Genomic DNA, 12,226 nt, shown 5'->3' on the forward strand with positions numbered 1-12,226 from the left:
TAGATATAAATCAGAAATATTAAATGTCGCCGGCAACCGGGACACAGCTCTTGTTTAAGGAGGCTATTTAATATTCATATATATCGTTAACGGATCAGAGTCTATATAGCAAAAAATCACTTTTACCACTCTTATTGACCGTTTTACAAGTTGTTGTGCGATGGTATGCACTGGTTATGGAACCAAACTTATAAAATTCGAGCTTTTACGCTCAATCAATAAGGCAACCAAAGTTGCCAGTCGGCATCTGACCCGGCTGTCCGAATGGCCTTAACTTCCTTAGTGGATGTGGTCAAAAATGATTTGTTTACTAAGATCCTCCATATATATTGAATATCATGACGAATGCAATCTCATAATATCACAAACTCCGATTATATCAATGAAAATATTTTTAACGATTTGTCGTCTATGGTCGAGTGCTCCAATGTAAAAAATACTTGACACGATGGATGGTTAAATTTACATTTATCCATAGAACCCTTGCAATGAAATCGCGAGGTACAACGACCTCAAAAACGGAGTGAGAAAATGAAACCATCCGCATCCGCTTTACTTCGCTTGGCCGGCTTATCCGCACTGTTGGCAGGCATCCTCTTCATCGTCATTCAGCCGCTCCATCCATCCGAAACCTTGTCTTCCGTCACCACCGGAAGATGGGCAGCCGTTCACGACTTAACGATCGCCATGTGCGTTTTCGGCGTCTTCGGGATCATGGGGGTTTACGCCAGGCAAGTGAAAGAAGCAGGCTGGCTTGGCCTGATCGGCTTTCTCCTCATGATCTTATGGTTCGTGTTGACGTCAGCCGCTACCTTCGTAGAAGCGTTCGTCTTGCCGCTTCTCACCGCCGACGCACCCAAGTTCGTGGAAGGCTTCTTGGGACTTTCCAGCGGGGCCGGCAGCGAGATCGATCTCGGACCCCTCGCAGGGGCGGGCGTCCTATCGGCGGTATCCTATCTGCTCGGAGGCCTGCTGTTCGGCATCGCGTTGATCCGTGCCCGCATCCTATCCCGCTGGGCGGCCGGCCTGCTTGCCGTCGGAGCCGTCGCTTCGCTTGCGGCCGCGCTTCTCCCGCATGAACTCGGACGGATCATGGCGGTGCCGGTGGGCGCGGCATTGGCTTGGCTGGGCTGCTCGCTCTGGTCGGAACGGAAAGGGAAAGCCTAAGAACGCGCTTGTCCGGCCAAATGCCGGCTTTGAGCAGGTCAGCTTTCTCCCGGTTTTCTCCCCATGCCGGCTTCCCTCGCAATGAGGATGGCTTGCGTCCGGTCCACCGCCTGAAGCTTGTTCAGGATATTGGATACGTGATTTCGGATCGTTTTCAACGTAAGCCCCAGCTTGCGGGAAATCTCCGCATTGGACAATCCCTGCGTAATCCAGCTCAAGACTTCGCGTTCGCGATCGGTCAGCTGGGGAAACAAGGCGTGATCGGCCGTCTTGCCCACGATGCTGTCGAAGTAGTACATCATTTTGCGGGCAATGGTCGGACTGAAGATGGCTTCCCCGCCGCCGACGGCGTTAATGGCACGGATGATTTCGTTTTTTTGCGCTCCTTTGAGCAGGTAGCCTCTTGCGCCGGCCCTCATGGCGGAAAAGACGGAGCTGTCATCGTCGAACATCGTAAGCATCAGAACGCCGATGTGCGGGCTGACGCGGTTGATTACCCGCGTCGCCTCGATTCCGTTCAAGCCCGGCATGCTGACGTCCATGAGGACGATGTCGGGCTGCAATGCTTCGGCAAGCCGCACGGCCTCTTCCCCGTTCGACGCGATGCCGACAACCTCCAGTTCCTCCACGGACTGCAGCGTGGCAACGAGCCCTTCGCAGAACATCGGATGATCGTCCGCCAGCAAAATCCGCAGCTTCTCATTGCCGTTCTCCTTCATCCCACGATCTCCTCTCTTCTGAAGGGCAGCATGACCGAAATCCGGGTGCCATGCCCCGGGCTGGAATCCAGCGCGCAGGTTCCGCCCAATTCCTCCGCTCGTTCGCGTAGCGAACGAATCCCGATGCCGGGCCTCAGCGTTTCCGGCAACCCTTTCCCATTGTCCGAAATCTCCAGGAGCAGTACGTCGTCTTGCAGCTGAAGCCGGACCTCGCAACTATCGGCCTCCGCATGTTTGACGACGTTGGTCAGCGCTTCTTGAACGATCCGATACGCCGCGACTTCCACGGCGGCGGACAGGGTGAGCCGCCGGTCAAAGCCGACCAGGTTGAACCGCAGGGACGAATCCTCGAATTGCAAAACCAGTTCCTTCAGCGCGAAGGTCAAGCCGAATTCGTCGAGGGCAGGCGGTCTCAGCGAGTAGACCAGCCGCCGGATATCGGTAATGGCTTTACGGGTAAGCGATTGAGCCGTCTCGAGCGATTTCTTCAGAGGCTCCGGCAGTTCGCCTTCATACAGTACCGCTTCATCCAGCCGAAGCATGATGCTCGCCAGCGTGGAGCCGAGTCCGTCGTGCAAGTCCCGCCTGATCCTCCTGCGCTCTTCCTCGCGCGTCAGAATGATCTTCTCCCGCGACAGATGCAGCTCTTCCGTCAGCCGGATCGTTTGGACGGCGATGCTGATCTGGCGAACCAAGTCGTGCAACATATGGCGCCCGCCGGGCGGCAGCGTTTCGTGTACCCGCTCGATGCCGAGGATGAGCAAGCCTACCGTTTCGCCTTTGACATCCAGATGGATCGTGCTGATCTGCTCGGTGGGGGTCCCGAAGGAGGCCAGCGTGCGCGTGCCGTCACGGTCATGAATCTCGATCGCGGCGAAGGGGGCGCGCAAGGCGCGCGCAGCCGTCTCCACGATCGTCGGCAGCAGGTTGCGCTGCGTGAGCGAGTCTTCAAGGCGTTGCGACAGATTGGACAACATCCGGTAAGGCTCGTCCCGTTCCCCGAATACGAGATGGTTGACCGCTCTTTGGACCCTTTGCCGCAGCGGCTGGAACATGACCGCCACCAGCCCGGTCACGATCAAGGCGCTGATCGCCGGCACTTGCCCCTGCAGGAAGAAGCCGAGTACGCCGACCAGCAAGGCGTAGGCCATGACGATCACGACGCTGAGAACGAAATAGACCAGCGTGCGGTTGAAGGCCGAGGACATATGACGGACCCGGCTTTCCAGCACGATGATGCCGATCGAGAAAGGGAGAAACAACAGGCCGGAGTAGAGGAGAACCAGATCGAGCATCTTGGCGATCCCGTTCGTGCCCGGCGTTTCCAGCGTGCCCAGCGTGCCCGCCAGGATATAGCAGCCCATCGCCCCCCAGAACCAACGGATTTGCCGTCGTTGATCCGGCGTTGCATGGTGGCGGTAACGATACCATTGCACGTACATGACCAATAAGAGCATGACCGTCACATAGGCCATTCGCGCATTGGGGGGCAAGTACTGGATGTTCACGTACCGAAAGACCGGGGGAAGCGGCAGCATCAAGATCGCCGTTTCGAAAAACCAGACGGCCGCGGGAATGAAGGTCCACCGGGGAATGAACCGCCCGAACGGCAGCAGGAACAGGAAGGAAATATAGACGGATCCCACGGTATCGAGAACCATGAACCATTTCAAGAGGAAGGCGAACTTGTCCGAGGAGGCCAGCAGCGCTTCATCCGCGCTGAAGTAGGTGCCGCAAACGATCAGCAGCAGGGAGGCGACGACGCAGTATGGGTCCTTCCAGCCGTAACGGTACAGGAGGAATCCGATGGCGTAGGCCGAGATGCACTGCATGGCCAGCAGGATGACGGTCAAGCTCCCGTACAAGTCCGGACTGATGCCGACGGAAGCCAGATCCGTCATTTGACCCCGGTTCATCGTTAAAAAGCTGGCGCACCGAGTTCCTTCGCAGGCGTTCTCGTAAACGCCGATGCCCAGACCGTGAGTGATGAAGGAGAGGAAGACGGACACGGCTGCCGCGACCCACCACAACGCATGCAGACCGGCACGTCCCCCGAGCCGCACGCGATTCAGAACACTCTCCATGAAGGGATCCTCTCATCCGACGGATATCTACCGGAAGTATAGCATGCCTTTGGTCCCGGCTGCGTGGGAATTTTGTTCCCGGCGAACTTCCCGATACGTCGGGAACAAGGGCCTTGCCTGCGGGAAAGAACGGTTCTTACGATAGTGAAAGTGCAAGGCCATACTCGGTTTAGAAGGGTGTTGAGGAGATCGTGATTCCGGTGCCCGACCGATTCTTTCGCTTCTGCGGTTGGATGTTGCTGATTTCCGGCATTTTGACGATCGTGATTCAATTCGTTCATCTGGAAGACGTGCCGTCCGGCATGGAGCAGATGGATTACTTCGTGGATGTGGCGGTCTGGACCCATATCGGGTTGGTCCTCGCGTTCGCCATGTTTCTGATGGGGTTCGTCGGGCTCTATTTGAGGCAAGCGGCAGGATTGAAATGGTGGGGATGGCTGAGTTTCGTGTGCTTCTTTCTCTTTTTCACGCTGGACGGGACCCACTCTCCGATCCAAATTTTCGGATACCCGGTCATATACGAACGGATCCAGAACGCGGAACAGCTGCAAGCCGCGAACGATCTGGCGATGAAAATCGGATCGATTGGGCCGGGCTTCGCCATGATGACGGCCCTGTTTCCGCTCATCTTGCTGGGTACGCTGCTGATGGGGATCTCGATGCTGCGGGCGAAGATTTTATCCCAATGGCCGGCCGTCGCGATGCTCGTATCGACCGTGTTCATCTTTATTCCTTACACGCCGGAAACCAAATATTTGGCGGGTTTATTTCCTTATCTCATTTTTGCCTGGTACGGGTGGATTCTGGCTTTCGAGAAAAGAGAAGGCGCCTACCCCGACCGGGCGGAAACGGGACATTTATGAGCGGAGGGGCTCAGACCCATGTCCTTGCGGAAGGGTCTGAGTTTATCGGCGCTCTAGACGACTAGCGTCCGCGCCGGCCAAGAGCGGCCAGCGACAGCGCGCCGCCGGCCAGCAGCGCGGCCGAAGCGACGTACAGCGCCGCGTGCATCCCGGCGACGAACGAGCCGCTCGAGCCGGCGATCGTGCCGAGCAGCGCGACGCCGAGCACGGCGCCGAGCTGGCGGCTGGCGTTGAGCGCGCCAGAGGCGATGCCGGCCTGTTCTTTGGGCGCGGACGAGGCGACTGCGGCGACCAGCGAGGGGATGGCGAAGGAGATGCCGAAGCCGGCCAATAGCTGCGCGATCAAGGCGACGGCATAGGAACTGTCCTCTCCCGCCCAGAGCAAGACCAGCGTGCCTGCGGCAAGCAGGGCAAAGCCGATAGCGGCCGGAATTCGGGCGCCGATCCGGCCGACAAGCCTCCCCGTCAGCATCGGGTTGAAGGCCGGCGGAAGCATAAACGGCAGGAACGCAAGACCGGCGGTGAACGCCGAGTAGCCGAGCGTTTGCTGAAAGTACAGCGACAGCAGAAACAGCAGGCCGGAGAAAGCGAAATTCACCGCGAACCCCGCCGCGATCCCCGTGGAGAAATCGGATACGCGGAACAGGCCGAGCGGCAGCATCGGCGACTTGCCGCGCGCTTCGAACCGCACGAACAGCGCCGCGCCGAGCGCAGCGGCGACAAAAGCGGCGGCAACCTGCGGAGCGGACCAGCCGACCACACCGCCCTGTACCAAGCCGAATGTAAGCGCGCCGGCGGCGACGATCGCGGATAGCTGGCCGCCGGTGTCGAAACTCGCTTCCAGGCGGCGGGACGTCTCCTGCGTTCCCGCTGCGGCAATGGCAATGCTCGCGAGCGCGATAGGTACGTTCAGCAGGAAAATGCTGCGCCAGCCGAACGAGTCGACGAGCACGCCGCCGACGATCGGGCCGGCCGCCATCGCGATGCCGGATACGGAAGCCCAGACGCCGAGCGCGCGGGCGCGGGCGGCCGGATTCGGGTAGGCATGCGTCAACAAGGCCATGGAAGCCGGCAGCAGCGCCGCGCCGCCCACCCCGAGAAATGCCCGCGCGGCGATCAGCACGACGAGCGTAGAGGCAGACGCCGATAGAACGGAAGCGGCGAGAAAGACGGCGAGTCCAGCGATGAACATCCGCTTGGCGCCGAAGCGATCGGCCAGCGAGCCTGCCGCCAGCAGCAAGCAGGCATATACGACCGTGTAAGCGCCCGAGACCCACTGCATGCCGGCGAATCCGCCGCCCAAATCGTGCCGGATCGCCGGGAGGGCGACGTTCAACACCGTCATGTCGAGCAGCACGATAAAATAGCCGAGCGACAGCCCGAGCAACAGGAAAGCGTTCGATTTGCCTTTCGTTGCATACGGCCGCGAGAGGGAAGTTGGATTCATGCGACATCACCCCGTTATCCCAAAATGGGAATTTTCGTTACGCTTCCGTAGTGTACAATGGAAAAAAGCGCATAACGAGATGAGGGTTTATCCTGGGACAGATACTCTTAGGATAGGAAGGATGTACGCATGGAACAAACGAAGAACAGTAGGCTGACGGAGCTGGCCCAATTTTTGCGCGGCCGCCGCGAACGTCTGACACCGGAGCTCGTCGGCTTGCCGGAAGGCGGCAGGCGGCGCACGCCCGGGCTCAGGCGCGAAGAGGTCGCCTCTTTGGCCGGCGTGAGCGTCGACTGGTATACGAGGTTGGGACATCCAGGTGTCGACGCAGGTGCTGGACAACATCGCGCGCGCGCTGCGGCTCAGCGCCAATGACCGCAGGCACCTCTTTCATCTGGCGCTCCGGCAAGAACCGCTCGAATCGCGAACGCCCCAGCCGACCGTGTCTCCGGCGTTGCGGCGTTTCCTCGACATGCAAGAGCCGGCTCCCGCATTCGTGGTCGACCCCACGATTACGGTGATCGCCTGGAACAAGGCCGCTGCCGCCATTTACGGCGATTACGCGGCGATGTCGGAGCTGGAACGGAACTCGGTATGGCGAACGTTTACGTCGCCCTACATCCGCGAATTGCAGAGAGAAGGTTGGGAGGAACATGCCAAGCGGCAGCTGGCGCGTTTCCGCGCCGGGTACGGCCGGTTCGTAGGCGACCCGTGGTGGACGGAGCGGATTCGCGAGTTGACCCGCATCAGCCCGGAATTCCGGCAATGGTGGCCGGATCAGAACGTGCTTTACTCGCCGGAAGGCCGGAAACTCATCTATCACCCCGTCGCGGGCAAGCTGGCATTTGAGAATGTGTCGTTTCAAGCGAGCGAGAGCCCGGATCTGCAAATCAAAGTGAGCACGCCTCTGGCCGAGTACGACACGGCGAATAAGATTCGCCGGCTGATCGCGGAACAAGTCGCGGCAGCGGGGAGGGTCAACCGCCAAGCATAAAGCGAATGAGCGAAAACGCCTGCCAAGATACGGGCGGTCTTCAATTTGACGGCGGCCGTCGAGGCATCACCGCGAATCCCTGTGACTTCCGTGATTTCAAAACGGTTATCAACTGGTTTTGCAGGGAAGCTTGACAGGTTACCTCGATCACGACCTCGCTTTTGCGGCCTGAGGAAACTTTTATTTTTTTCTGCTTATTGAACGCCAATTCGATGAGCAGCCCCAAGATGAAACCTGCCGCAAAGCCGATCAGTCCCCAAATGACGGGTCCCCAGTACAAGACGAACCCATAGATCGCTCCCAGGACCGCCAAAATGGTTCCGCCCATCATGGCTCCATCCAGCATGCTTCTGCCGTCGACCCGATGGATCGTGTCGAGGATATGGGTTTGGGAATCGAGGTTCTCCAGAGGCAGCGCCACGATATCCTGCGGCGGCACGCCCAGCTTCTCGATCTCATGGATCGCCATCTCCACGAAGGGCGAATGGTCGAAAGTGGCGAGGATTTGTACCGTATGGCTTTCGGCTGCGTTCCGGTGTCCCAAGTTTTCGGCCCTCACTCTCAGGAATCGGATTTGTTCGATATCGAATAAGGTATTATTCTCCGTTACGGATACATAAGCCTGATAAATGGCGAAGCCGTACATGGAAGGCAGGAAAAGAAACCACTGCCAGTCGACGATTTCCGTCGCGCGGTTAAAATCCCCAAGGAACGAATAGAGCCAGGTACGAACCGCCACGGCCTTATAGCAAACCGCGATCCACCAAGCCAAAACAAAGGCGCCGACAACCGTGCTGCCTCCGTATAGTTGCCCCAGGCCAGGCGAGAAGACGGACCAAAGCGCACCCACCCAGGGATTTTTTTTGTCCAGGGTCACGACTTCGAAAAAGTTGATATCCGAAGGGGTGATCGGCGCATCTTCGATTTCGGAAAGAATGTGGTTTTTTTTGATCTCCACCGCGCAGCGGTAACTGTCCCAGATGCAATATACATATACGGCAATATAGAGCAGGGCCCAGTCCTGGTTGAGTTGAGCCTTCGCCTCCTCGAACCTGCCGAGAAAAGAGAAGGCGATCGCCACGTTGAGATGGGACAGATTGTTGACCACGAGTTCCCAAATAATCAGAATGAAACCATGCAGGAACTTCCCGATATACATGTGTCCGAACCCCGGAAAACAAACGGACCATAAGGCGGTAACCCAAGGCGTGCGGGGATAGACGGAATTAATCCCGAAAACGGAGATCTGCCCTTTGGAATAGCGGGGTTTGACGTTAGCGGACTGGAAATGCTTCGGCTTCGGCATAGGGTAACGACTCCTGCATTTTACTATCTCCGCCTAACATAACCATTAAATTCCTGAAATATCCAAGCTGAGCGCAAGTACGCATGAAGTTGAAAGTTTAGTACAATGGATACGAGCAGAATGAAATCGCTTTCCCCCACGCGGATTTACCACAATACTGAGGATAGGGGTAATCGTGAAATGGCGCAGACGAATGAACTCGCACACCGGATGGCAGCCAAGACGATCCAGCTTGTGGACGGGTCCGGAACCCCCGTTGCCGGGAAGGAAATCACGCTCCGTCAGACTAATCACAAGTTCTTGTTCGGATGCGGCATATTCGACGCGATCCAAGCCGCGGATCCGGACGCGCCGGCGGACAGACGGCCCTGGCTGGATAGGCAAATGGATCTGTTTCTCGACGTCTTCAACTTCGCGACGCTGCCTTTCTACTGGGCCCTGTTCGAACCGGAGAAAGGCAAGCCGAGAACGAAGGAACTGCTGGCCGCCGCCCGATGGTTAAAAGAAAGGAACGTCGCGGTGAAAGGACATCCGTTGTGCTGGCATACGCTGACGGCCCCATGGCTTCTGAATCTGAGCAACGAAGAGATCCTGAAGGAGCAGTTCGCCCGCATCGAACGCGACGTAACCGCCTTCAAAGGGTTGATCGACATGTGGGACGTCATCAACGAAGTCGTGATCATGCCGATCTTCGACAAGTACGACAACGGGATTACGAGAATCAGCCAAGAGCTGGGCCGCGTGGGCATCATCAAGGAAATGTTCGCGAAGACGCGCGAATCCAACCCGAATGCGACGCTATTGTTGAATGATTTCAATACTTCGATCAACTATGAAATCTTGATCGACGGATGCTTGAACGCGGGGATCAAGATCGACGCGATCGGCATTCAATCCCATCAGCACCAGGGATATTGGGGACGGGAGAAGCTCGAGGAAGTGTTGGAACGGTTCTCTTCCTTCGGTCTTCCGATCCATTTCACGGAGAACACGCTGACTTCGGGACATCTGATGCCGCCCGAGATCGAGGACCTGAACGATTATCGAATCCCGGAGTGGCCGTCTACGCCGGAATTCGAAGAACGCCAAGCCAGGGAAATCGACGAAATGTATACGATTCTGTTCAAGCATCCCTTGGTCGAAGCCATTACCGCCTGGAACTTCACGGACGCGGGCGCATGGCTCGGCGCTCCGGCCGGCTTGGTCCGCAAGGACAACAGTCCCAAACCCGCTTACGAGCTCCTCAAGAAGCGGATCAAGGGCGACTGGTCTACGCATGCGGCATGCCGAACCGATGATGCCGGAATCTTGAACTTCGAAGGCTACCTCGGCGAATACGAACTGGCATGCGAAGGTCGGAAAGCGAGCTTCACGTTGGATCGGGACGAGGGGACCGTACGGTTGGTCCTGTCGTGATCGATAGGTTGCCGCAGGAAGGGCCGTCCCGCCAAGGACGGCCCTAATCCGTATAAGCACGGGCTCTGCGGCAAATCGTCCACCCCGCGAGGATCAGAAGCGCCGCGAACAGATCGTAGCTTACATCATAAGCGAAATGGTCCGTCACCAATCGGACGTAGTGAATTTGCAGCAGATGGTGATCCACGATGCCTTCCACTAAATTGAAGATGCCGGCTCCCATGAGAATCCCGCCCCAAAAGAGACGCGGACGATCGCCCGCCGCGCCGTCTCGCAGCAACAAAGCTCCGGTGAAGCTAAGCGCGGTGACGAACAAATGGAACCATCCGTCGCTTTGGATTTGGCCGGTCCGGTCCGTCTCCATGATCACGCTGTGCCATTGCAGGATTTGATGGAAGACGATGCCGTCCAGCATGCCGACGACTCCCATCCCCGTGAATAACGCTCCGAGAAAGCTTTTATTCCTCCACATTCCATGCTCCGCCCTTCGCCGACCTATCCCCATTTTTGCCCAAAACGGTTCTTGGCCATGCAAATTTGATACAATAGGCATAGCTGACAGGAAAAGAGGATACGCCCGATGGCGAAATGGGATAACATGCTGTCCATGCTTTGGATGCTGCGATCCGAAAGGAAGCTTACCGCCGCGCAGATCGCGGACAGGCTGGAGATCAGCGTCCGCACCGTATACCGGTATATCGACGCCTTAGGCGCCAGCGGCGTGCCGGTCGTCGCGGAATCGGGCCATGACGGCGGCATTCGCATTCTGGAAAGCTTTAAAGAGACGCCCTTGTTTTTCAACTCCGCGGAACTCAAGGCGCTCGTGGACGCGTCTAAATTCGCGCAAGGCGCCGGTTATCCGTATACGGAAGTGCTGGAAAGCGCGTTGAAAAAGGTGGAAAACGGATTGCACGAAGAGCAGCGCCACGAGCTGGCCCTTCAGACGAGCGGATTGGACGTGATTTCTCACGCGCGCCCGCCGTCCGTCGTTCCGATGCTGCGTGACCTGGAGGAGGCGGCGAAGGACGGACGAACGGTCCGCCTCGCCTACCGCAAAGCGAATGCGGAGCAGGCCGACGAACGCGAGATCGATCCGTACGGGTTGGCCTACGACAGGAACGAATGGTACGCCGTCGCGTTCTGCCATCGGTCTCAGGCCGTCCGGACGTTCCGCGTGGACCGCATCGAGCGGTTGGAGCCGACCGAAACGCGGTTCGAGAAGCCGGAGCGGTTCTCCGCGTCCGCTTTTTTCCGCGACCAGTCCGAGCGGGAGCGGGAGGCGGAAGGACCGCTGGCGATCATCCGGATCGAGGGGGAGCCGGACACGCTGAACGCGGTTTGCGGACACTGGCACATGCGTCACTATTTGATCGAGCGAACCGATCGGGAGGCGCGGTTTCAGCTCGACGTCCCGACGATGAACAAGTACCTTCCGGCGTATCTGATGACGTTCGGCACGGCGATTCGGATTCGGGAGCCGCAGGATCTCAGGCGTCGAATCCGGGAGATGGCTTGCGAAATCGCGGAACATTACGAAAGAGAACCCGATCCATCTTCGTTGACAAAGTTTGTCAAGAAACCCGGTGTACGATAGAGGCATGGCTGAAGCAGCCAAACGACTACGGAAGGTAAGGTGACGGGTTCCATGCCTCATCAAGCGCACCGATTATACGACTATCATGTCTGGGCGAACGACCAGCTGTTCGCCCACTTGGAGCAGCTTCCGAAGGATGCATTCCATGCGGAGGTGAAGAGCGTATTCGCGTCCGTGTCGCAAGTGCTCGGGCACATGTACAAATTCGAAAGGCTCTTCATGTCCGTGCTTGCGGAAGTTCCGAACGAGGTCATTTTTCAGAAGATCCAGGGCTGGGAAGAGGAAACGGAGGACAAAACGGTGGACGAAATGCGGCAGCTTTTCGCCGGCGCCGCCGAAGAGTTCCGCGACTTGCTGCGGCGCACGCCTGACCCGGACAAGGCGATGACGATCGAGCATCCGCAGTACGGCCGTCTCGGCACGCGTTTCTCCGACATCTTGCAGCATGTGGTCAACCACGGAACGTATCATCGAGGCAACGTGGCCGCGATGCTGAGACAACAAGGGTATGCCGGGGTCCCGACCGATTATATGTTTTTTTTGGTGGAACGACAGGAAGACCGGCGGTAAGCCGCGGCGCCGGCCGTTCGCGTTCGGAATTGGAAAGGAAAAGGGCCGTGCCCCGCGGGGGAACGG

Annotated in this window: 11 protein-coding genes; 6 read left to right on the plus strand and 5 right to left on the minus strand. The window is 57.9% G+C overall.

Going from position 1 to position 12,226, the window contains the following annotated elements; all coding sequences use genetic code 11:
- Positions 1 to 531 precede the first annotated feature (531 nt).
- Positions 532 to 1,167 (plus strand): hypothetical protein, encoded by a 636-nt coding sequence (locus PTZ19_RS05860; RefSeq protein ID WP_276352995.1) that lies wholly within the window; start codon positions 532 to 534, stop codon positions 1,165 to 1,167.
- A 38-nt stretch (positions 1,168 to 1,205) separates the two neighbouring features.
- Here the strand turns inward: PTZ19_RS05860 and PTZ19_RS05865 are convergent, their stop codons facing one another.
- On the minus strand, positions 1,206 to 1,886 hold the full coding sequence (locus PTZ19_RS05865; protein WP_276352998.1) for a response regulator transcription factor: 681 nt from the start codon (positions 1,884 to 1,886) through the stop codon (positions 1,206 to 1,208).
- Complete coding sequence (locus tag PTZ19_RS05870; RefSeq protein ID WP_276353001.1) at positions 1,883 to 3,970, minus strand: sensor histidine kinase; 2,088 nt, start codon at positions 3,968 to 3,970, stop codon at positions 1,883 to 1,885. The genes PTZ19_RS05865 and PTZ19_RS05870 overlap by 4 nt, the downstream gene beginning before the upstream one ends.
- Positions 3,971 to 4,170: 200 nt before the next feature.
- Here PTZ19_RS05870 and PTZ19_RS05875 point away from each other — a divergent pair, with 200 nt between their 5' ends.
- A complete protein-coding gene (locus PTZ19_RS05875) occupies positions 4,171 to 4,833 on the plus strand; it encodes a hypothetical protein (protein WP_276353003.1) in 663 nt (220 codons plus the stop codon).
- Positions 4,834 to 4,894: 61 nt separating this feature from the next.
- On the opposite strand, the gene PTZ19_RS05880 is transcribed toward PTZ19_RS05875, so the two are convergent.
- Positions 4,895 to 6,280 carry an MFS transporter gene (locus tag PTZ19_RS05880; protein WP_276353005.1) on the minus strand — a complete coding sequence of 462 codons (1,386 nt, stop codon included), beginning with the start codon at positions 6,278 to 6,280 and terminating at the stop codon, positions 4,895 to 4,897.
- 319 nt (positions 6,281 to 6,599) lie between these two features.
- Here PTZ19_RS05880 and PTZ19_RS05885 point away from each other — a divergent pair, with 319 nt between their 5' ends.
- Positions 6,600 to 7,274 carry an MmyB family transcriptional regulator gene (locus tag PTZ19_RS05885; protein ID WP_339329309.1) on the plus strand — a complete coding sequence of 225 codons (675 nt, stop codon included), beginning with the start codon at positions 6,600 to 6,602 and terminating at the stop codon, positions 7,272 to 7,274.
- Between the two features lie 40 nt (positions 7,275 to 7,314).
- On the opposite strand, the gene PTZ19_RS05890 is transcribed toward PTZ19_RS05885, so the two are convergent.
- Positions 7,315 to 8,580, minus strand: a complete 1,266-nt coding sequence (locus tag PTZ19_RS05890) for a hypothetical protein (protein ID WP_276353007.1) — start codon at positions 8,578 to 8,580, stop codon at positions 7,315 to 7,317.
- Between the two features lie 180 nt (positions 8,581 to 8,760).
- Here PTZ19_RS05890 and PTZ19_RS05895 point away from each other — a divergent pair, with 180 nt between their 5' ends.
- Positions 8,761 to 9,996: an endo-1,4-beta-xylanase gene (locus PTZ19_RS05895; protein WP_276353008.1), complete on the plus strand. Its 1,236-nt coding sequence runs from the start codon at positions 8,761 to 8,763 to the stop codon at positions 9,994 to 9,996.
- A gap of 43 nt (positions 9,997 to 10,039) precedes the next feature.
- Here PTZ19_RS05895 and PTZ19_RS05900 read toward each other — a convergent pair whose 3' ends face one another.
- On the minus strand, positions 10,040 to 10,468 hold the full coding sequence (locus PTZ19_RS05900) for a DUF2243 domain-containing protein (RefSeq protein ID WP_276353011.1): 429 nt from the start codon (positions 10,466 to 10,468) through the stop codon (positions 10,040 to 10,042).
- A 108-nt stretch (positions 10,469 to 10,576) separates the two neighbouring features.
- Here PTZ19_RS05900 and PTZ19_RS05905 point away from each other — a divergent pair, with 108 nt between their 5' ends.
- Both PTZ19_RS05905 and PTZ19_RS05910 read left to right on the plus strand, forming a co-directional pair.
- Positions 10,577 to 11,590, plus strand: coding sequence for a helix-turn-helix transcriptional regulator (locus PTZ19_RS05905; protein ID WP_276353014.1), 1,014 nt, complete (start codon positions 10,577 to 10,579; stop codon positions 11,588 to 11,590).
- A gap of 51 nt (positions 11,591 to 11,641) precedes the next feature.
- A complete protein-coding gene (locus PTZ19_RS05910; protein WP_276353017.1) occupies positions 11,642 to 12,160 on the plus strand; it encodes a DinB family protein in 519 nt (172 codons plus the stop codon).
- Positions 12,161 to 12,226 lie beyond the last annotated feature (66 nt).

Source organism: Cohnella caldifontis, assembly GCF_029360585.1.
Taxonomy (GTDB): domain Bacteria; phylum Bacillota; class Bacilli; order Paenibacillales; family Paenibacillaceae; genus Cohnella; species Cohnella caldifontis.

Bases quoted from the DNA above. Each gene is read 5' to 3' on its own strand.
- PTZ19_RS05860 (WP_276352995.1), top strand. From the start codon at position 532: ATGAAACCATCCGCATCCGCTTTACTTCGCTTGGCCGGCTTATCCGCA.
- PTZ19_RS05865 (WP_276352998.1), bottom strand. From the start codon at position 1,886: ATGAAGGAGAACGGCAATGAGAAGCTGCGGATTTTGCTGGCGGACGAT.
- PTZ19_RS05870 (WP_276353001.1), bottom strand. From the start codon at position 3,970: ATGGAGAGTGTTCTGAATCGCGTGCGGCTCGGGGGACGTGCCGGTCTG.
- PTZ19_RS05880 (WP_276353005.1), bottom strand. From the start codon at position 6,280: ATGAATCCAACTTCCCTCTCGCGGCCGTATGCAACGAAAGGCAAATCG.
- PTZ19_RS05890 (WP_276353007.1), bottom strand. From the start codon at position 8,580: ATGCCGAAGCCGAAGCATTTCCAGTCCGCTAACGTCAAACCCCGCTAT.
- PTZ19_RS05895 (WP_276353008.1), top strand. From the start codon at position 8,761: ATGGCGCAGACGAATGAACTCGCACACCGGATGGCAGCCAAGACGATC.
- PTZ19_RS05900 (WP_276353011.1), bottom strand. From the start codon at position 10,468: ATGTGGAGGAATAAAAGCTTTCTCGGAGCGTTATTCACGGGGATGGGA.
- PTZ19_RS05905 (WP_276353014.1), top strand. From the start codon at position 10,577: ATGGCGAAATGGGATAACATGCTGTCCATGCTTTGGATGCTGCGATCC.
- PTZ19_RS05910 (WP_276353017.1), top strand. From the start codon at position 11,642: ATGCCTCATCAAGCGCACCGATTATACGACTATCATGTCTGGGCGAAC.